The organism is Iningainema tapete BLCC-T55 (assembly GCF_014698965.1).
Taxonomy (GTDB): domain Bacteria; phylum Cyanobacteriota; class Cyanobacteriia; order Cyanobacteriales; family Nostocaceae; genus Iningainema; species Iningainema tapete.
In genome coordinates, this window is record NZ_JACXAE010000014.1 from 16,336 (window position 1) to 36,510 (window position 20,175).

The 20,175-nt window shown below is 44.6% G+C and carries 14 protein-coding genes; 8 read left to right on the plus strand and 6 right to left on the minus strand.

Annotated features, from left to right (window positions below; all coding sequences use genetic code 11):
• Nucleotides 1-55 precede the first annotated feature (55 nt).
• The 6 genes from ICL16_RS03945 to ICL16_RS03970 all read right to left on the minus strand — a co-directional run bounded on the left by ICL16_RS03945 (nucleotide 56) and on the right by ICL16_RS03970 (nucleotide 7,462).
• Entirely contained in the window at nucleotides 56-1,819 is a 1,764-nt protein-coding gene (locus tag ICL16_RS03945; protein ID WP_190825597.1) for an SNF2-related protein, read from the minus strand.
• A gap of 8 nt (nucleotides 1,820-1,827) precedes the next feature.
• Nucleotides 1,828-3,378 (minus strand): ParB N-terminal domain-containing protein, encoded by a 1,551-nt coding sequence (locus ICL16_RS03950; RefSeq protein ID WP_190825598.1) that lies wholly within the window; start codon nucleotides 3,376-3,378, stop codon nucleotides 1,828-1,830.
• A gap of 23 nt (nucleotides 3,379-3,401) precedes the next feature.
• Nucleotides 3,402-4,154 (minus strand): RNA polymerase sigma factor, encoded by a 753-nt coding sequence (locus ICL16_RS03955; RefSeq protein ID WP_190825599.1) that lies wholly within the window; start codon nucleotides 4,152-4,154, stop codon nucleotides 3,402-3,404.
• 1,079 nt (nucleotides 4,155-5,233) lie between these two features.
• Nucleotides 5,234-5,812 carry a hypothetical protein gene (locus ICL16_RS03960; protein WP_190825600.1) on the minus strand — a complete coding sequence of 193 codons (579 nt, stop codon included), beginning with the start codon at nucleotides 5,810-5,812 and terminating at the stop codon, nucleotides 5,234-5,236.
• Nucleotides 5,809-7,092: an AAA family ATPase gene (locus tag ICL16_RS03965; RefSeq protein ID WP_190825601.1), complete on the minus strand. Its 1,284-nt coding sequence runs from the start codon at nucleotides 7,090-7,092 to the stop codon at nucleotides 5,809-5,811. The genes ICL16_RS03960 and ICL16_RS03965 overlap by 4 nt, the downstream gene beginning before the upstream one ends.
• A 175-nt stretch (nucleotides 7,093-7,267) precedes the next feature.
• Nucleotides 7,268-7,462 (minus strand): hypothetical protein, encoded by a 195-nt coding sequence (locus ICL16_RS03970; RefSeq protein WP_190825602.1) that lies wholly within the window; start codon nucleotides 7,460-7,462, stop codon nucleotides 7,268-7,270.
• Between the two features lie 159 nt (nucleotides 7,463-7,621).
• Here ICL16_RS03970 and ICL16_RS03975 point away from each other — a divergent pair, with 159 nt between their 5' ends.
• The 8 genes from ICL16_RS03975 (at nucleotide 7,622) to ICL16_RS04010 (ending at nucleotide 20,107) form a co-directional block, all read left to right on the plus strand.
• Nucleotides 7,622-10,387 (plus strand): DDE-type integrase/transposase/recombinase, encoded by a 2,766-nt coding sequence (locus tag ICL16_RS03975; RefSeq protein WP_190825603.1) that lies wholly within the window; start codon nucleotides 7,622-7,624, stop codon nucleotides 10,385-10,387.
• Nucleotides 10,387-11,493 (plus strand): ATP-binding protein, encoded by a 1,107-nt coding sequence (locus ICL16_RS03980; RefSeq protein WP_190825604.1) that lies wholly within the window; start codon nucleotides 10,387-10,389, stop codon nucleotides 11,491-11,493. Before ICL16_RS03975 ends, ICL16_RS03980 begins: the two co-directional genes overlap by 1 nt.
• 1 nt (nucleotide 11,494) lies before the next feature.
• Nucleotides 11,495-12,340: a TniQ family protein gene (locus tag ICL16_RS03985; protein WP_190825605.1), complete on the plus strand. Its 846-nt coding sequence runs from the start codon at nucleotides 11,495-11,497 to the stop codon at nucleotides 12,338-12,340.
• A gap of 199 nt (nucleotides 12,341-12,539) precedes the next feature.
• Nucleotides 12,540-13,343: a ParA family protein gene (locus tag ICL16_RS03990; RefSeq protein WP_190825606.1), complete on the plus strand. Its 804-nt coding sequence runs from the start codon at nucleotides 12,540-12,542 to the stop codon at nucleotides 13,341-13,343.
• A gap of 2 nt (nucleotides 13,344-13,345) precedes the next feature.
• A complete protein-coding gene (locus ICL16_RS03995; protein ID WP_190825607.1) occupies nucleotides 13,346-14,482 on the plus strand; it encodes a ParB/RepB/Spo0J family partition protein in 1,137 nt (378 codons plus the stop codon).
• 85 nt (nucleotides 14,483-14,567) lie between these two features.
• A complete protein-coding gene (locus ICL16_RS04000) occupies nucleotides 14,568-14,870 on the plus strand; it encodes an HNH endonuclease (protein ID WP_190825608.1) in 303 nt (100 codons plus the stop codon).
• Between the two features lie 489 nt (nucleotides 14,871-15,359).
• Complete coding sequence (locus tag ICL16_RS04005) at nucleotides 15,360-18,974, plus strand: hypothetical protein (RefSeq protein ID WP_190825609.1); 3,615 nt, start codon at nucleotides 15,360-15,362, stop codon at nucleotides 18,972-18,974.
• 143 nt (nucleotides 18,975-19,117) lie between these two features.
• Nucleotides 19,118-20,107 carry a caspase family protein gene (locus tag ICL16_RS04010; protein WP_190825610.1) on the plus strand — a complete coding sequence of 330 codons (990 nt, stop codon included), beginning with the start codon at nucleotides 19,118-19,120 and terminating at the stop codon, nucleotides 20,105-20,107.
• Nucleotides 20,108-20,175 lie beyond the last annotated feature (68 nt).

Below are 20,175 nucleotides of genomic sequence, written 5' to 3' on the forward strand. Positions count from 1 at the left end.
TTTCCTCTGCTTAGAGTGATGGAAGAGCGCTAGGGAGGAAGCAATCCTCAGTAGTTCATTTTTCCTCTCCAAGTAACTCGCTGGCGGCAAGCACTTCCAAGAGCATTGTCTCCCTAGTTATAGGTTCCTCAACATCATCTTTCAAGAGCGTCTGTGCGGCGCGTTCCTTTCTGGTTAGACGTTCATACTCCTCAATTTCAATAGTTTTGTCGCAAAGGAGAATCAGGTACTCCACATCCCGTGTCTGTCCTCTCCTGTGTATACGGTCTAGGCTCTGCAAATAGTGAGCTGCCTGGTTAGACATGGACTCATAAATTGCCAACCGTGCCTTATGCAACGTTAGCCCTGCGCCTGCAGCAGCAGGGTTGGCGATAAACAACATTGTATCGTCGTTTTCTTGGAACTTACGTACTGCCTCCCGGCGCTCCGCAACATCACTTACTGTCCCATCGTACCTCACTGGGTTAAAGTGGCTGTATCGGGTAACTATGGCATTGAGGGATACCGTATAGAAAGACCACAAAACAACTTTCTCACCCTTGCGGGTAATAGCCTCCTCAAGAATGCTATCAAGCACGCACAGTTTCGCAGGCACCTCTGTGTATCCATTGACAATAGAGGCGGGGTTTGAACATATTTGTATGAGAGCGCTACGCCTTGCGAGGAAAGAAGTTAGTTGTCGCTGAAATGACTTATCATCAGTAGAACGCAGGTCGAGAATCAGGTTTTTTAAAGCTGCAGCGTACACCCTCTGCTGTTCAGGTTGTAAAGGGACAAAAACACGATTAAAACTTTTAACAGGGAGGTCTGGAAGTACATCAGTCTTAAGGTGACGAACGAAAAGCCCTCGCTTTTCAATAGCTTGTTGGACAATTGGAAGAGCTTGTACACGGTCATCTGGGATACTTAATCTGTCAAATGTTATACCAAAATCAACAATGTTGAACTGCTGGATGAGGTCTTGAGGGGCGTTGGGGGCTGGGGTACCACAGAGTACGAATGCACGATCACACCATTCACGAAGTCGTCGTAGAGCTTGAGTCCGCCCAGCATCCAAATTCTTAATGTAGAAGGATTCATCTACAACCAACATGGCACGCCCTTGGTAGGAGCGGAGTAAAGCCCGTAGCTCATCCTCCATTGAGGCTGCTGTCTCGAAGTTGGTCACAAGTACATCAGCCCCTGATCCTATAGCTATGCGCTTCTGCTTACGGGTGCCACTCACAATTTCAACCTTGTAGAGGTGGCCCTTAAACCGGAAAAAGTCACGCGGCCATTCAGGCACCATGCTCTTTGGTGTCACGATGAGCGCGAGGTCTACCTCGTCTCTAGCTACGAGTACATCAAAGGCGAAGATTAGAGTAACAGTCTTGCCAGCCCCTTGCTCGTCGAAGACACACAACCCGTAACTGTCTGGAATTGTCATAGCAGCGACGTTCACCCACTGATGGTCGTCCAGAACATCCAGCCCTTCAATGCCAATGAGGTAGGTGTTTGCCACATCTCGACCGCCGACGCGGATTCTGCTGACCTTTTCGTATAGTTGTTGATGAACTTGCCTAACGCGAATCCTGTTTTCCACGAAGAGTTTTGCTTCAGCACTCCACCGGAGGTCAGCTGCCACTTCAGCATTGAGGAGTGCATTAACATCTTGAGCCGCTATCCACACTCCGTCAGCCGAACGGTGTACGCTGATACCAAGAAGAGCATTCCTGAGTACAGCGCTTAAGGCGTGACTTTCTGTAAGCTGCCTGGGGGTAATGACTAAGCGGTCGAGCCGGTCTGAAACCCGGACATCAGCAGTGATTGCCTTAGCCATTTGTACCTTCACCCATCAACGTCTTCGTCTCGTAAAATTTCTGCCGCTTGCCGTTCCACAAGCTTCAAGGCACTCAGTAACCGCCGCAAATTTTCCGGTTTAATGCGGTCACGGAAAGCTCTGACAGGTAGTTCTTCTAGCCAATCGACAAAGGTTTCAATTCGCGTATTCGCTCCCAACTCTCGCGTTTCTGCACGTCGGCTACGGGCGATAGTAATTGCGTCCTCAATGTGATCCTCAGCACGATCTGGATCGCTCTCACTCCGCGCTCGCGCCAAGTAATCACGGGCTTCCTCGTTATTAAAGATCAGCTTTAGATCCCGGATCTGTTTCGCGTTTCTGAACTTGCTGTCAAATACCAGGTCGAAGACAGTGTGCTTGAATCCGTCATCCTGGTTGAGAGCATACGCTACTCCACCGGGCCTCTCCCCTCTAGCAAGTTCGTCAAAGTATTGGAAGTATTCGTTGGAACGATGCTGAACCTCGTAAGTGTCTCGCCTTTTGTGGTTTATGTGATAGTCCTCAAAGTCGTTAGCCCAGTCCACCATTTTTATGTACCTGTTGACGATGTCGGTGTTGGGGCCAAGTGCAAACTTTTTGGAAAGTTCTTTTTTCATCTGAGCAAGTTGCTGTGGCGTCGGCAACCTTGGTGCTAGTGATAGCATCGCCTGCCATTCTTCATACACTTTCCTAGCCTTGATGTACTCAGGCCAATCCTGCTTGCAGTCGGGTTCAAAATTCCGCGCAACAACTACTGCCCCACGGTCATCATCCGTGGCGTGTTCGGTCAGCTGCCAGACAAAGATGTACTCTGCTCGTCGCTTCTCCTCCACAGTGAACTCGTCGCTGTTCAGGATGTAGTAACAGGCTGTAACCCTACGGTTACCATCCAAGAGAGTGCCGTCCATGTCTATAATCGGTGGTGTGCGAACGCCATTAACTGCAATACTCCTTGCAAGTGGAACGATCTTAAATTGATCATCCTTTTCCTCCTCAGGAATACCTGGCAGATCCATCTTACTCTGCATAATGTCGCGGACTTCGTCTGGGTCTGGGTCACGACCGTTCTTCTGACGGAACTGCCCCAGATGGATTTGCAATCGATCATTCTGGTCCCAGAGCTGGATATCAGTGGCCTTAACAAAACCTGATTCCATCGGCACCAGTCGGCCCTGGAAACATGGTACTGGTTGAACCGACCTGGGTCTGATCCCATTGTGGGTTATGAGCTTGAGCTTCTTGGTTGGGCAACTTAAGTCGGTGGTGCCTTGCATGACTTGATCGCGAATTTGAATCATTTGTTCAACTATTTGATTGATATCACCGTCCAAAGACTTGCTAGCAGCTTCATCTCCCCTCTTGCTAGCGCTATGCTTCAAAACATTAATCACCTTTGTTAGAAGCACAGACGCCTCGTCCGGCGCAAGGGGATTTTCTTTACCCTGTTGCAAAATCTCTTCCACTTCTTCGGCTACGTCTGCTGAGATGCGGCGAGCTTCTTCAATTAAAGCCTTTATCGACTGTCGGATGTCTTCGCTAATGTTTGTTTTTTGTACCATTTTCTGTAACTTCCTTTCTCGGGCTAAACCAATTCATGCTCGTCTTCGTCAAGCTGCTCGGAGCAATCACGCTTCAGGTTGACAACATCGCTCATCTGTGCTGCTAATCCTTCTTCACGGACAATCCTTTCTAAGCGTTGGAATCCTCTGTGTTTTGACTGCCGAACTACATCTAAGCTCAGCCCCAGTGCTTCAGCAATCTCAGCGTTGGATATATCCACGCAATCTACTGAGAGTGCATCAAGTATGTAATTCATTACCTTCTGGACGTTGTGCTGCCCCAGTCTTGGAATTAGAGAGCGGGCTATAGCAATGGCTCGTGAGCGCTTTTCCTCCCAATCGAGTTCTTTAGTAGAACGGTCAAAATCGTCTTCAAGTTCACTAGATTGATCTGCAATGTGTTCCAGATCATCCGGTGTGACGGGTTTCTCGTTTTGCCTTGTACGGTAATAGTCACAAGCTTTGTGTTCACAGGTTTTCAACAAGTAGGGAACTAGTTTTGAAACCTTTTTACCATCCCGGATTGCTTCATAAAGAATGTCAACAGCTTTAGCTACGATGTCGTCCACTTCGTCGCGTGAGAGCGATCGCCACTTCAAGGCAATTCGCCTGGTAAGACCATCGAGGACAAAACTTCGGTGCAAAAACTCAAGCATTTTTCCAGGTTCCCCCGAAGCTGCTGCTTCCTTCGCTCTGGTGAGCAATTCCTTCTGCTGCTCTTCTGTAATATGTTTTGAGTGTCCATTTGAACCAAGCTCCCGGCTGTTTAGCATCATAGGCTTTCTACTTATTAGTCATGGCTGTGACACCTTTCGTGGTGAGGAGTCACAGAAAGACGCTTTTCTCTATTTGGATGTCTAGTCTGTGACACTCCTTATTGACAGTATTAGAGCAAACACTGACTAGTGAGCGAGTAAAAATTTTACTAGATATCTCTCAAATTCAGAATGAAGAGCAATTAAAAGTAACTAAGAGAAAACCGTAAGCAGTAAACACGATCTCTAAACTGCGTCAGATGTGTTAGTCAATGGTTTTTGACTTGCTCTATAAATTTGATATTTGAGGCTTGAGGTAGAGGTAGCACTAGCAGTGGATTCTTTATGAGAAACGGTTCGTAAAGAAACAAAGGTTAGGGCGCGATGCGGTGTTTTAGGAAACTGGAAAAAAGTCAAGTTCTCCCGTTTTCGGCAATCGCCCAAAAAAATAAGTGTGTCACATGGTTAAGTGGCACTGGAAGCAGTGGACAGGTGATGGAGAGCTTGAAGATCAGCCGAATTAACGCGATCTCCGTCGCCAGCGCTATCTAAGAAACCCAATTCCAGTACTAAATGTTGAAGAAAATATTACTATCGATACTCAGGTATAACACATAAAAGTACAGAAACTACTGGCTTCTTAGTTCTGTAAAGAGTGGCAATCGCATTTACTTGGAGCGCATGTTACTTTCTTTGAGGCTGATTGTCTAAAATCTCTTTTATACTGGTATGAGTATAGAAAAAATATGGCTTGCTAAATTTCTAAATTCACCTTTGCTACCTATTCGACTGTTTCAAACCGAGTAGTCTGGAATAAGCAAAAAATAGTTTTACAAAAGATTTTAGAAGCATAGGATGGGAGAAATTAAGCATTTAGAAGTATTTGGTATCGAGTTTTTCTTGGGAATCAATCTTATAAAATCTTCTGTCTGCTTCTTGAGCGCGTTATTTCACTTGGACAATCTTCCCAAATCTTTCCAAATCTTTTTTAATCTTGAAATTTAGCTAAGTAAAAATACTCACAAATCATAGTTTATGGAGAGTCGAGACTATCTCACTCGACATCATCCTATTATGAAATGAAAGTATGAGCGGCATATTCACGCTAAGAATGAGCGAACTCGATCTTCAAGATTTGCTATATCTTCAGGACAAAGTTGGCGAATTCGATCATATCTTCGCGCCGCTTCTTCTGCTAGTGTCTTGCGTCCTTCACCTGGAGCATCTAGAAGATTTCGCTGTTCGGCAAAAGGAAGAAAGTAGGTTTCTTTGGGATTAACTTCATCACGAATTACTTGCCAATTCCAATCACTGGGTAAGTTATGACCTGCTAAAACCCAAACCTCAATTTCCTGCCAAGCATTTTCTGCTAAAAGTAACCTACCACCAGTTAAAATGTTTACTGCTTGCTGCTCAATACTAGTCAGCACTCCTTTTCTACCTTCTTTACCATCCCGATCTACGCAAAGTAGAAACAGGTTAACCATGCCTTTGTAACGCTCAATAATTTCCTGAATGCGTTCCCATTTCAGGGCTTCACTGACACCTCCTAAAAGTGGATCTTGACAAACTCTAACTCTTGCGTTGGGTTTACCTACTTCTTTCATCATCGCCATAAATATTGGCTTGAGCATATATTGATCCTTGCGGAAATCCTCTGGAATCACGAGTACATTCATGCGATCGTGTCCTCTTCCTCCAAAAATTCCATTGCATCTTCTAACCACCCAGATTCATGGAGACGTGCCAAGTCTTGCTCATGAATAACACGCCTAGCTTCTGGAATATCAACAATTCGTTTGATTTGAGCATCAAGTCTATCCCCAAGCCGATAGGTTAGTGAGGCATACTCCAATGATTGGGAACTTAAAAGTCTGAGCAACTGCGGTGAGTGCGTCGTAGCTACGACTTGAATTGTTCCTTGGGAAACTTTACGCTCAATAAGTTGAAGTAGCAGATGTAAGCGGGTAGGGTGAATGCCGTTGTCCAGTTCTTCAAAGAAATAGAAACGTGCTGGTTCTGGTCCCAGTAATGCAGCTATCATTGCGAGAAAACGTAATGTGCCGTCTGATGCACTGATAGCCGATGTTTTTTGCCCGTTTTCCTCAATTAACGTCAGCAAGATTTTTCCAGTAAAATCAGCAGGAAACTCAAAATCCATAGCATCCATCGGGGTTAGTTCTTGTACCCATTGGAGCAATGCTTGTTTACTTTCAGGGTTTTCACAAATTTTCTGCAATACAGAAGATAAGTTTTCCCCCCTATCCCCCAAAATTGTTTGTCCTGGTAAAGAAGGCAGCCGCATGGCATCTGGATTTAAATCTAAAAACCGCATTGAGCTAAAAGCCTGTAGCGTAGCTTTTGCAAATCCTCTAATTGAGCTACCTGGAACGAATGCTTTTTCCTCAATTGAGATATCTGTGGCAAGTTCAGCTAGCTGTGAAACAATCGGTCGGTTAGGAGTGAAAGGAGTAGGGCTATTTGTTATTGGACGATTCAAAACCTTAACAATTAAGTTTCTCTGCCCTTGAGAGGAAACAGATTCTGCTTCAAAAAAATTATCTTCTTGTCCTGCGATGGTTAATCGCTCGCTAATTAAACTGGGAGCTTGGCTATTTGTTCCTAAATCAACTTCGATCTGGTAAATTGCTTTGGGATCGTCCGTTCCTTCTTTAACAGAAAATGAGGCATCTATTGCAAAACTCTTCGCGCCCTGAAAGGTTGCTTCTCGCGTTCCGCCACGAATTCCACGCCATTGCAGAACACCCCCTTCAATCCATTTTTCCCCGAATATTTCAGCAAAGCTGTAATTACGAGAAATGCCATGAAGAAACCGAAATGCATCTCTAATGTTACTTTTTCCAGAGGCATTCGTTCCTACCAAAAGGGTCAAAGGACCTAGAATTAATTCGGCTTCTTTAAAGTTTTTAAACCGTTCCAGTCGCAGTTTCTTGAGCATAACGACTCCCTTCAGTGCTCCCTTGCAAAGTTTATCAATAGCAATTCTTCTCTCATGATGACCGAAGAAAGGCAGAGGGCAGAAGGCAGGAGGCAGAAGGGAATAATTTTATGTACCTCTGACACATATGACTTTACCTATAAGTTGACCAAGCGAGTAAGGATAAGTTGACCAATTATAGGGCAGAAATCCTAGTTTTAGGTGATAGGGATGAGGTCGAAATTACAGAACGAGTAAGGATAAGTTGACCAAAAGTGGAAATCGTCAGCATAAGTTGACAAACAATGGCACACGAGGGTGTTGCCAAAGTCTTGTTGTCAGTCATCGCAGTGATCGTGGTTGCAGCATTGCCACCTAAATGATTGGTCACTCACTATGGTTAAAAGCACTGCTACTGCCGCTTGGTGACCCGAAAGACAATTATTTACTCAAAAGACCCCCAATGCTTGAACAAGCTTTGTAAAGAATACGTTGTTTTTGCTAAGCCTTGGATTAGCATGAAAATACTCTCCTGTCAACACTAGTATATATGTTAAATGACTTGGAATTTGGCTGTTGGTGTCAGCGACTGTGTTTGAGTAAAGCCGCGTGCCAAGTCATTGCACAAATACGCTCAACTGAGCCATCCCGTCGAGTTAATAGCGGCAGAGGAAATGTTTCAGGCAGCTATCCTAGCCACAAGATGGGGGTCACTATTCAGTTTGAATCTCACCGTAATGAATTAGCGAGAATCTACCAACTGGAGCACGATCCCAATGTTCTAGAATACTACGACCAGCCACCGCCGATTGAACTCGATTATCTGGCCAAGAGTGGACGGCGCAATCGACACCAATACACTCCCGACTTCTTTGTGCTGCGTCTTGACTCTGCAGGTTGGGAAGAGTGCAAGACTGAACAAGACTTGCTAAAGCTGGCACAAACCAGCCCGAATCGTTACCAGAGAAGAGAGAACAATCTTTGGCACTGCCCACCAGGGTCTGAGTATGCTCAAAGATTTGGCTTGTACTTTCAGTTGTGGTCAAGCAATCAGATTAACTGGATATTCCACCAAAACTTCATTTGGTTAGAGGACTACTTCCGAAAAGACACACTCACAGTAGATAAAGCGACTGTTGAAGCTGTGAAAGCCCTGAGCTCGACGAATCCAGGCATCACGCTCAAAGAATTGCTTTCTTGTGCTGTTAACGTTAGTCCAGACGATATTTACATCTTGATTGCTACCGAACAAATTTATGTAGATTTGAATGCCGCCCGCTTGTCAGAACCCGATCGAGTACAAATATTTCTCGACCAGTCAGAGGCACTTGCTCATCAACATACAACTGAAATCGTGCCGAACACTGCTAAAAGTCTCCAGTTGATCCAAGTCGCAGTTGGCACGAACCTATTCTGGGATGGGGAATGCTGGGAAATTGTGAACACCGGTCGTACCACAACTGGGTTGCTGCGAAAAGATGGGTTCTTTGTGGAGCTAGCGAACGCTACCTTTGAGATGTTACTCCACCAAGGAAAGATAGTGGCATTTCTTGAGACACAAGTAAACGATGCCAAAAACAGAATTGCGGAAATTCTACGCTCCGCCAGACCAGAGGACATCAGAGAAGCAAACCGTCGCTATGAACTCATCGAGCCCTACTTAGACACAAATGCGACCGCTACACCAACACGTAGTATTCGTCGCTGGCGTCAACAATACCGCAATGCACAAGAGATTTATGGCAGTGGATATATTGGGTTAATTCCTCACCACAGTGCTAAGGGTAATCGTGGCTCCAAAGTGGATGAAATAGTCAATGCATTTATGGTTCTCTTTATTGAGGAGCATTACGAAACTCTCAAACATCGAAGGCAACTTCGGGTCTACCAAGCGTTTGTAGAAGCTTGTGAATCGCACCAACCAAAGCTAAATCCTCCCAGTGCCAAGACATTTTATTCGGAAATTAAACGCCGCTCTGGTCCTGCTCAAACTCATTCGCGTGAAGGTCGGCGAGCAGCAATTCAACAACAGCCTTTCTACTGGCAACTGGAGTTGACCACACCCCGTCATGGCGACCGTCCGTTTGAAATTGTTCACATCGACCATACCTTATTGGATATTGAACTGGTCAGTTCTCTGACCTCACTAACTAATTGCAACATTAATCCGGTCTGCGATCAATGTCGAAGTCTAGGTCGCCCTTGGGCAACCTTCATGGTAGATGCCTATTCTCGACGTATCCTGGCAGTCTACTTGACCTACGAGGAGCCTTCTTACCGCTCCTGCATGATGGCAATTCGGATTTGCGTTTCTCGCTTTAAACGCTTTCCGCAAATGATTGTGGTAGACAACGGACCAGAATTTGACAGTGAGTACTTTGACCAGCTCTTAGCTCATTTTGCCAGCACTAAAAAACACCGACCTCCAGCCGAACCCCGATTTGGTGCTGTGAGCGAAAGACTCTTCGGCACTGCAAATACTCAGTTTATCCACGAGCTCAGGGGCAATACGCAGATTACCCGCCTTCACCGTCAGGTAACCAAATCCACTCAACCAGAACAACAGGCAGTTTGGACGTTAGGCGAACTGTACGAGGCTTTATGTGAGTGGGCGTATGAAGTTTACGACCAAAGGGAGCATCCAGCCACTGGGCAAAGTCCCCGCGATGCCTTCACCAGTGGCTTAGCACTGGGCGGCAGTCGATTACATCGACGAGTGGAGTACGATGATGCATTTCATATTTTGACCCTACCAGCACCAGAGCGAGGACAGCGCAAGGTGCAACCGGGTCAAGGCGTAAAGATTCACAACATCTACTACTGGTCCTCTGCCTTCCGTGACCCGGAAATTGAACACTCAATGGTGTCGGTGAAGTATGATCCCTTCGATGCTAGCGTTGCCTATGCTTTGGTGCACTCTGGGTGGGTTAAGTGTATTTCTACTTACTACCAGTACCTTCAAGGACGCTCAGAAAAGGAGATTCGCCTAGTCAGTACCGAACTGAATAAACGCACTTCAAACCAAGGGCGTAAGAGTATAACAACAGATAAACAACTGGTTCAGTTTTTGAACTCCCTAGAAGCAAAAGAGGGGCAATTTCTTTTGCAACGTTTACGGGCTTCGGAGAATAGGAGTGTGGTGCAAGCGATTACTGGTAGTTCTTCTGTTCACAATCATGACCTCGAAAAAGATGCAACAGCGATTGTAAACCACAAAACTCTGATGACAAAGGATTCTTCGCTCTGCAATCAGGATGAAAACAGTATTTCGACTGACATTGAGAAATCCAACCTTGAATACTACAGTCAATTTTAATGAACCCACAAAATGGCTTTCCAACAGAACTGTTACAGCAACCAGTAGCACAAAGACTTGCTTACTTTGAAACCTACACAATGGCTCACCCCAGATTGGTAGAAGCAGCGCAAAAGCTAATGTACTTAATTCGGCAACCAGCAGGTTCTGCCCTCATTTTTATTTTTGGTCCCACTGGAGTTGGCAAATCAACTTTGTTACGACGGGTTAGCCAAAAACTAATTGAAGCTTCCCTGCCCTCGGTAGAAACTGACAAAGATTATATCCCGGTTGCTGGCATTGAAGTAGCGGCTCCAGAGTTCAGCAATTTCGATTGGAAAGATTTTTATGTACGTGCTTTGATGGCACTGCAAGAACCGCTGATTGAGAAAAAAATTAGCCACACAACTACTAAACTTAAGTTGCGTTTATCACTGGAAAAAGCACTACAGTACCGAAGACCAGACGTGTTTTATCTAGACGAGGCGCAAAATCTGGGTCGGGTAGTCAGTGGACGAAAGCTGCGCGACCAGACTGACTGCATCAAGTCCTTGGCAAGCATGAGCGGTGTTCGCTTCTTGCTGTGTGGAACTTATGAACTTTTGATCCTACGCAATCTTAGTGCCCAATTATGTCGCCGCAGTACGGACATCCACTTCTCTCGCTACTTTGCTGAATCTGATTTGGATGTGAAAATTTTTCAAAGTGTTGTGCAAAGTTTCCAGCTTCATTTGCCACTGGCACAAACCCCTGACCTAGTCAGTTACTGGGATTTTTGCTACGAGCGCAGCATTGGCTGTGTTGGGATTCTCAAAGATTGGCTGTCCCGCACACTCAACGGGGTTTTGTCCGCAGATGCGAATGCCTCGACGCTCTCCATTAAGAACTTAGAACAGCACGCCTGGTCATTAGAGCAGTGCATGATTATGCTAGCTGAATCCAGAGAAGAAGAGAAAAAGCTTACCGATAATGGTGTAGTTCCAGCTGAGTTTCGCGCTGTTCTGGGTTTAAAACCTGACTTAGTCGGTCACGAGAATACAACAGCATCAGAAACAACAAACGCTCCTAACAAGCGTTCTCGTGTTGGGAAACCTTTACCTAAGCGACGCCCAGTCGGAGGCATCTAATATGCTAGTTGACGCTCTGGTGACTTACTCCTCATGGGATTTAGAAATCCCATTAATTCCGGCAAGAAGCCGTTTATATTGCCTAGATCCAATCTTGATGGGTACACCCTACGTGGAAAGCTTGACTAGTTACATTGCTCGATTAGCTGAAGCTCACTGCTTATCTACAAGAATGCTGGTAGCGGGCTGTCTTGTACCGCTTTGGAATAAAACATCTCGAAAGCACGCTAAGCCATTTGTTGACTGGTCAGTAGATATAAACGGAAAAAAGGGGTCAGCAAGGAAATTTGTGAGAACGCTCGAAATTCTCACATTACAGGAGAACCTTCAGATTCTGACGATGCTGTGTTGGGAGGGAACGCCTGGACCTGCTGGGCTAATTGGTAAGCGAAAATGGTGTCCGGCTTGTTATCAGGAGTTACGAGAGTCACAAAAGCCACTTTATGAGCCTTTGCTTTGGTCTCTAAACGCTGTTAGATGCTGTCCGCAACATTTGACTTATTTACACACTTGCTGTCCTCACTGTGGAAACACCCAACGCCAGATTTCCGGCAACTTTCGACCAGGTTACTGCTCAAAATGTCAACACTGGCTTGGCAGTTCGTCATCTACCGAGCTATTTAAAAGCATTGCCATAACACAAACAGAGCTAGAGTGGGAAGTTTGGGTGGCACAAACAATCGGGGAAGCACTTGCCATTACTCCGCGTCGGTTCCGTCCAGTCACAAAAAAGACAATTTTAGATGTATACGAATATAGTAATCAGCATATGTGGTCTGGGATGGACGAGTTTTTCCACAGGCATCAATACAAAGTACTGATGATGGTTTGTTGGTCTGGTTCCTGAAGTTAGTTCTAACTAAATCATCGAAGCATAAGCTGTCCACTAAGATTTTGAACCATAAATTGTCCAATCGGTCAACTTATAAGTAAAGGCACAACACATGGTTCCAAACCCCTATTTTTTAGTTAACATTCATCATATATCGATATATGATGTAATGGGTTCGATATATGATGCTTGAATAGCATTCAAAGAAAAAACCATGCAAATTCGACTAGCTGTAATAAGTAATGCTGGTGGAAGTGGTAAGACGACGCTCTCAGTCCATTTAGCCTACGAACTGGCAAAACGCTCTTTCAATGTAGCCCTTATGGATCTCGACCCCCAAGGGTCGCTCACGCTCTTCTGTGGATTGAGTCCGCCAGAGCCAGAACACACATTAGCCGCTGTGCTACGAGATAACTTTGACGGCTCTTGGCCTTTAACTCCTTGCTGGAGAGAAAAGACCGACAAAGTAGTCATCTGTCAAGGCGGAATGGTGTTGACGCAAACGGCAGATGAACTGGTTTTGCACAAACGAGGAGCTTACCTTTTGGGCGATCGCTTAACTGACTATCCCCTAGAGCATGACCTGATTATCTTTGACTGCCCTGCAACTCTTGGTCCCTTGCCTTTGATGGCATTAGCGGCTAGCACTCACATCGTCATTCCCGTACAACTGGAACCAAAGTCAATTCAAGGAGCGGCTCATTTACTGGAGTGGTATTACTACCATTGCAAGCACCTACGCTTAAAACCTGAGCCAGAAATTCTGGGATTTGTACCAAACCAAAATGATTCCCGACGAGCGGCTCATCGACAGATGCTTTCTGCATTGCCATCTCAGTTGGAGCAGATGAATATCCGTGCCTTTCCAGCTATTCGCGATAGTGCTGAATTTGTCAACGCCAGTGGTCAAGGATTGCCACTACATCTTTACCGCCCCAGCCATCCTGCTAAAGATGATTTTAAAGAAATCGCGTCATACATAGCAGGTTTGATTAGAAATAAGAAGAAAACAGAATAATTATGACCGCCCGGAAAGCTCCTGACCTCACCAATTATTTTTCAGCCGCCAAGCAGTCTCAGCAGTTATCTGAAGCTGAGTCAGAACTTCAGCAACTTAGAGCAGAGATTGAAGAACTTCGTGCCAAGGGTTCTACTGAGTTGGAAAAACAGATCCAAGTGCTGCGATCACAACTTCAATCACAAACAGGCATCCAAAACATTCCGCTTGAGCAAATTCAACCGAACCCAGAACAACCCAGACAAACATTTTTGCCAGAAAGTGTCGAGTCCATGTCCCGTTCCCTAGCATCGGATGGACAGCTTGAGCCAGTAATTCTGATTCAACGGGAAAACTTGGTTATATTTGATGGAGAACGGCGTTGGCGCAGTGCCAAAGCCTTAGGTTGGCAAAATCTCCAAGCTGTCATAATTCCAGAACCAGCTGCCTTGCATCGCAAAGCTCTACTAACATCGCTGCATCGGGAAGACCTCAATCCTCTTGATAAAGCTGAGGCAATTGTACGAGAATTGGCAACCAATACTGATTTAGATCCTCAAGATATCCCCCGTATTCTCTCGACAGTGGTGCGACGTTTGAACGCACAAAAACGCATGAACTCCGTTGTAGAACTGATGACGGGAACAGCAGAGGAGCAACAACAAGGTTTAGCAGATATGGACTTAGATGAGCGAGAACAGGCAGTATTAGTCTTACTGTTGGATTTACAGCTCAATCCAGCTTCCATCGATGCCAACATTTTCCCAATGCTGTCCCTAGCAGAAGACATCAAAGATGCAATTAGATCAAAAGGACTCAAAGGCGTTCATGCAATGGCGCTACAGAAACTCTCTGCCAAAAATTTGGGAGTAACAGATGAAGTTGCAAAATCAATCAGGCTCAATACCACACACAATGTTATAGCAGAAAAATTATCTGCAAGCGCTACTCGAAAATTAGTAGCCTCCGTGATAGCTTCCCAGGCACAGCCATCATCAACTTCTGCAACCAAAATTAAACCAGTGTCACAAGAAGCTCGTCGCCTACAAAAACTCTCCTTAGAGTCGTTGAAAGAAGCTGAAAGAACTCAACTAATGGAGTTTCAAGAAGTCTTGCGTCAAAAGTTAGCAGAAATTGAAGAAGTTTTGAAGCAAAAGTAAGAGTCCCGTTGTGCGAAAATTAGTTTGAATCCAGAGTAAAAAACTGTTAATCCCAATTTGTTATTATAGTGAGAGTCTTGTCACCATGCCTATCCTGCGCGAACGCTACCCAGATAACTGGAATGAAATTGCCCTGAGTGTGAAAGATGCCGCAGGCTGGCGTTGTCAGCATTGTGGACGGCTGTGTCTGCGTTCAGGGGAAAAACCACCAGACTTCACCCGCTCCCAATGGACTATGTCAACCCTCTCAGTTCATCATGCAAATTTTACACCGGAGGACAATCGCCCAGAAAATTTGATTCCCTTGTGCTGCAGTCCATGTCATCTCGCGCTGCACGCAAGAACTAGACGCTCGAATGTTTCACCAGGACAACTGTCACTTTGGTAAGCAACCCGCTTTTCCGCGCATTGCGTTTAGTGCTGTTGATTGAAGCCGGAATGCATTTGATTGTTAATGCCTTAATATGCCCGTACCGCATTGGTGAACGAGTGAGAATCAAGAAATTCGCACTGTAGGTAACTTCAAGAATGTTGCTAATGTAGGATTGAGGATTGCATTCCTATGCAATAGCACAAGCGACTCTTGCCCAAAAATGCATTTTTGGGCAAGAGTCGAAGAACGTCAAAAACTTGAATGTTCAACCTTTGGAGAAATGGAAATGAGAATAGATGTGGCACACTTGCAAAGAATTTGGCTGACTTTCTAGCACCCTTTATACCTTTTCTGAAAGAGACAACTGAAAAGGTTGCTGCAGGGGAAAAAGCAGTGCAGCGAAAATTGGTGACTATAGAAAAGTAGCGAGCCGATAATTCCAAATCAAAGTGATCTGAGCAACATGAGAATCATGCTTAAGTCTTTAGCCAAGAGGCATATTCTGTGACAGATACTAATAATCTAAGAGCAATCCTAAAACGACTAGTAGCAAAAACTTATACTAATGCTGACCTTGAAATTCTCTGCCAAGCCATAGAGGCCGGACAGATTATTCTGGTAACTGGCGAACGGGCTATAGCAGTAGGTGGCGATGTAACAGATGCTGTCTTTATCACTGGTGACGGTAACTTAGTTTACATATTCAAAGGAGCGGATGCTGAGGTTGTTCGCCAAATCGTTCAAGATATTTTGAAATCCTTTGAGCTTCCTGCCTTACTCACACACAGCGAATTCTTCAAATCAGCAGTATCAGCAGCAGAAAGGATTGCTGGTTACTGGGAAGTTATAGTAGGACGGGACGCACTACTCGCTGAAATTAAATCCCTCCTAGTTGAGTCAACCGACGTGATTGTTTTGCATGGAGCTGGTGGACTTGGCAAAACCCGTCTGTTGTTGGAGCTTCCCAAGGTCATCCCTAGTGGAACATCTCTGTGGTACATTCGCCAACGAGCTGAGTCTATAGAATATGACCTTGCTTCATTAAATCCCAACAATCATCATGTAATCGTTGTAGACGATGCTCACCGTTTTGAACTGTTACACCAACTAGGTGAAGTATTGGTCAATCCCAAGATAGCTGGCAAAGTCACACTTGTCCTAGCCACGCGCCGCGTTTTCAAAGATTCAGTTACCTACAAATTAGGCTCTTTGGCAGGTTATCAAGTCAACAAAATTGAGGTTAAACCTTTAGAAAACCTTGATATCGATCAACTCCTGCAAACTCCGCCCTATGAAATCGCTCACGAAGATACACGTCATACCTTAGTCCGTATTGCTAAAGGCGATCCGCTCATTGCTGGTGTTGCAGCTCGTTTAGTTCAGCGCGGTGAATCGGTGATAAATCTCAACCGCGATTGGGTACTTACCCGCTACTTGAATGACATCATCCACGAGTTAGCTGAAGCTGGGTATGACGACCGCTATATTAGCTACTTAGAGATTATGGCAGCTTTAAACACAATCGATCTAAATAATCAGCAGTTACGAGAGAAAGTTCAAAAAGTTGTTGGTATTTCACCATATGACGAAGACCGTATAATTTCTCGATTAGTAGAAGCGGGTATAGTTGAACGTTACTGGATGACCCTGAAGATTACTTCTGAAGTTCTGGCTGACCACATTTTGATTCACCACTTCTTCCAGATCAAACAAGCAGACTACCAAAAGAAAATTATTGAGCCATTCTTTAAACTAAAACCCCAGCAAATTCTCACTACTTTGGCAGAAGCAGAAGTCAAAGGTGAGCGTCACGCTGGTCTGTTGCTTGGGCATAAATTACGGGAACTGCATTATATCCTTAATCAAGGGGACAACCTCGCCCGCTTGTCAGTGTTGGAATGGATACAAGACTTGGCATACCTACGTCCTGATGATGCACTGGTGATTGTAGACAATATCCTAAATGTGCTAGAAGAACTTCCAGCATCTAATCAGCAGGATCATCCTTCTTGCAAATGGGATATCAAGTACGAGAGGTTACTTAGCAAAATTGTTGATGTCTTAAGCCGTACCCACTGGGTTAGGCTAAGCGATTCCATCGACTATCTACACAAACTTGCAAGATACCAACTTGACGCCGCAGAGTATGCAAGAGTACGCGAAGAAGCAAGCAAAGCACTGGTTGAGATTGCTGAAATTAAAATAGACAAGTCAGACACTGCACAACCGACAATTCTTAATAAGATAGAGGGGTGGTTGAAGGAGGATTTTACAAGCAACTTAAATCTAAGCCTTTCATTGATTAAACCTATGCTTAGCATGGAAGTTAATAGTACGAAAATAGACCCCACTCGGTATTTGCATATCCTTATAAGACAAGGACTTTTACTACCGTCTGAATCTTTACGAAAAATTCGTGAACAAGCTTTAGGAATTCTTTACCAAGCATACAGCCAAACATCTAACTTGTCAGAAAGATTAAAAATTGTTAAATCCCTGGAAGGAGCTATACTTTTACCTCGTTCAACTTCTGCTAGTGAAGTCTCCGCAGAAACTTGGGCTTGGCTAAAACCCGATTGCAAAAACACAGCTCAATTTTTCTTAAAAGTTGTGATTCCTAACGCAGAATTGCCTATTTTGGATGCTGTAGCAGAGTGGTTATGGTATGCACCACGCTTCAGTGGTTACCAATTAGATGAATTTGAGCAGTTGAAGCAGCAGTTACAAAATAATAATCTTTATCAACTATATAAATTCTTAGTTAGCAATCGCCTTCGGGGTGATGCACAAGATGATCAACTCAACTGGCAAGCAATTGAGCAACGTCACCAGCTGGCAATTAAGCAGTATATTGAAGGACTTTCTCCTACAGCAATAGAAAAGGCAATCAGCGAACTTGAAACTATAGTAGAGCAGTGCCAAACTGCTGGTGAAAGTAGCACATATTGGTTCGATACTTTATTCTACAGGTTAGGAGAAAAAAACCCAGAATTCGCACAGCAAATGGTAGAGCAAGCACTTTCTAAGAATCTAACAATCAAACATCACCTTGGTCCCGTAATTGGAGGATTATATCAAAGTAATCTAGAGGTGGCTTGGTCTTATATCAAATCATGGGTTGATGGTGATGAGTTAGTCCTTTGGCTTGCTGTTGCGGGTAGTTACCATTTTCTGGATTCGAGCAGATTTCAGGAGGAAGAGTGGGAAATTTTACACCGTCTTACAACCAAGCAATCTTCACTAGTTGATTATAAAATTCTTCAGCTTATCTCGCGGTTTGTACCATACAATCCCCAGCTTTCAGTCAAGTTACTAAAAATAATTGCTACTAGTGATGATGAAAGTGTACTACTAGGTGTAGCGGATGCTTTATCTTGGTCTTTTAAATCTTTTCAAGCTGAGTGGGGCATAAAGTTCATCACCTCTCAGGATTTTTTGGACATTCTCCGAAATTTTGAACGCCTTTCACACCTGAACTATGCTGCTGAAGAGTGTTTGGAACTTCTGGGTAAAATTGAACCAATGCAGCTGATAGATTTTATCGAACGCTGTATCAAAATTAAAGCTGAACAGCGTGAAATCGGTGAAGATTATGAGACAATCCATTTCCCTTATTCTCGTGCTGTAGAAAGCATACGGTCTAGCACTGAATACCCTGATATACTGCGTCGAGTGCGTGACTGGATGCTGCGAGAGGATTTTTGGTTCTTTGAGACTCCCAAAGTATTGAAGGAAATAGCTGGTAGTTTATCGGAGTCTCTTTACAACATTTTGATGGAGTGGGTTAGGTTGGGTGAAGTTCAGAAACTAAATGCAGTAGTCAAAATTTTGTGTAAGTTTAATAGTGGTCAACTTTTCTACCATCTTAGTCGAGAAATTATTTGCAACACAAACTATGAAATTGTGCTAGGGTCTATTCGTGCTTCTATTAACTCAACGCCGGGAATGATTTTCGGGGGATTTTCAAATTTTATCAAACAGCGGTTAGAAGAAATTTCGCCCTGGCTTAAAGATGAAAACCTCCGAGTTCGGAGCTTTGCAAGACAAATGGAGGAATTATTACAGCAAAACTTAGAAAGTGAACTGGAAAGTGAAGAATTTGAGGAACGCAACTGGTAGCGATACTAAACTTTTTGGATATCGCCCTTGTCCTACATTATACGAACAAACTATAAATAATAATGCTTATACCTAGCGGTTCTTCTGCAACAAGATACACTATCTAAAATTAGTAAGTAGAAACACATAATATCCTTATTTTGATGTCTCAAACATTCTCCCACGGTTATGCCTTGCTCATCGGCGTCGGCGAATCCGCTTACCCAAAATGGTCGCTTCCTGTCACCGTCAAAGATGTTCAAGTACTTAAATCCATCCTTACTAACCCCAACCTTTGTGCCTACCCCAACGACGAGCAGTACATCCGCATACTACATGATGCTGGTGCTACGCGCAGTGCTATGTTGGAAGGACTAGCTTGGCTCAAAACTCAAGCAGCTGTTGACCCAGAAGCTACAGTTATTGTCTACTACTCCGGTCACGGCTGGTTAGACCAATCCACAAACCACTACTATCTCATTCCACACGATGTCGAACCCGTTGACATCCCAAACTCTGCCCTATCTGCACTTGACTTTACAAATGCACTGCGCCAGATAAACTCACAGCGTTTGTTAGTCATAATTGATAGTTGCCACGCTGAGGGAATGGCAACTGCTAAGAACAAACAAACTGCAATAAAACTTCCCCAAAGTTTTATTGAAACTGCCCTACCTAAAAGCTTGGTAGACGACCTCAAGCAGGGTAAGGGGCGAGCTGTCTTCACATCGTCGCGTGGAGAGCAAAGATCCTGGATTCGCCCCGATGATGTAATGAGTATTTACACTTACCACCTCATCAAAGCGTTGCAAGGTGCAGGTAACAAGCCTGGTGATAAGGTTGTGCGTCTTTCTAACCTGATGAACCACCTGGGCTTTGCTGTGCCGGAAAGCGCCAGCACCCTATGTCAGGCAGAGCAGATTCCTTTCTTCGACACGGCTTGCGAGGACTTTTCGGTAGCCGTACTGCTTGGTGGCAAAGGGTTACCTCTAGAAGGATGGGACGTTGTACAAGGAGAAGCCACTGAAACAATTCGCCAAGTAGTTTTGGCGGGCGGTGAAAGGAGTGTAGCAGCTGGCGGCGCTATTATCAGCAGCCAGATTACCTCTGGTGACCAAAATGTAGTCCAGCAGGGGACTTACAACGCCATTTAACTAAGTAATAAAATACTGGGATTAGCCAGGATATAATGGAGTAAATCAGACAATTACTCCATTCCCAA

Excerpts from the sequence above, each read along its gene's own strand:
- ICL16_RS03945 (WP_190825597.1), bottom strand. The coding sequence starts at position 1,819 with ATGGCTAAGGCAATCACTGCTGATGTCCGGGTTTCAGACCGGCTCGAC.
- ICL16_RS03950 (WP_190825598.1), bottom strand. The coding sequence starts at position 3,378 with ATGGTACAAAAAACAAACATTAGCGAAGACATCCGACAGTCGATAAAG.
- ICL16_RS03955 (WP_190825599.1), bottom strand. The coding sequence starts at position 4,154 with ATGATGCTAAACAGCCGGGAGCTTGGTTCAAATGGACACTCAAAACAT.
- ICL16_RS03960 (WP_190825600.1), bottom strand. The coding sequence starts at position 5,812 with ATGAATGTACTCGTGATTCCAGAGGATTTCCGCAAGGATCAATATATG.
- ICL16_RS03965 (WP_190825601.1), bottom strand. The coding sequence starts at position 7,092 with ATGCTCAAGAAACTGCGACTGGAACGGTTTAAAAACTTTAAAGAAGCC.
- ICL16_RS03975 (WP_190825603.1), top strand. The coding sequence starts at position 7,622 with ATGTTAAATGACTTGGAATTTGGCTGTTGGTGTCAGCGACTGTGTTTG.
- ICL16_RS03980 (WP_190825604.1), top strand. The coding sequence starts at position 10,387 with ATGAACCCACAAAATGGCTTTCCAACAGAACTGTTACAGCAACCAGTA.
- ICL16_RS03985 (WP_190825605.1), top strand. The coding sequence starts at position 11,495 with ATGCTAGTTGACGCTCTGGTGACTTACTCCTCATGGGATTTAGAAATC.
- ICL16_RS03990 (WP_190825606.1), top strand. The coding sequence starts at position 12,540 with ATGCAAATTCGACTAGCTGTAATAAGTAATGCTGGTGGAAGTGGTAAG.
- ICL16_RS03995 (WP_190825607.1), top strand. The coding sequence starts at position 13,346 with ATGACCGCCCGGAAAGCTCCTGACCTCACCAATTATTTTTCAGCCGCC.
- ICL16_RS04000 (WP_190825608.1), top strand. The coding sequence starts at position 14,568 with ATGCCTATCCTGCGCGAACGCTACCCAGATAACTGGAATGAAATTGCC.
- ICL16_RS04010 (WP_190825610.1), top strand. The coding sequence starts at position 19,118 with ATGTCTCAAACATTCTCCCACGGTTATGCCTTGCTCATCGGCGTCGGC.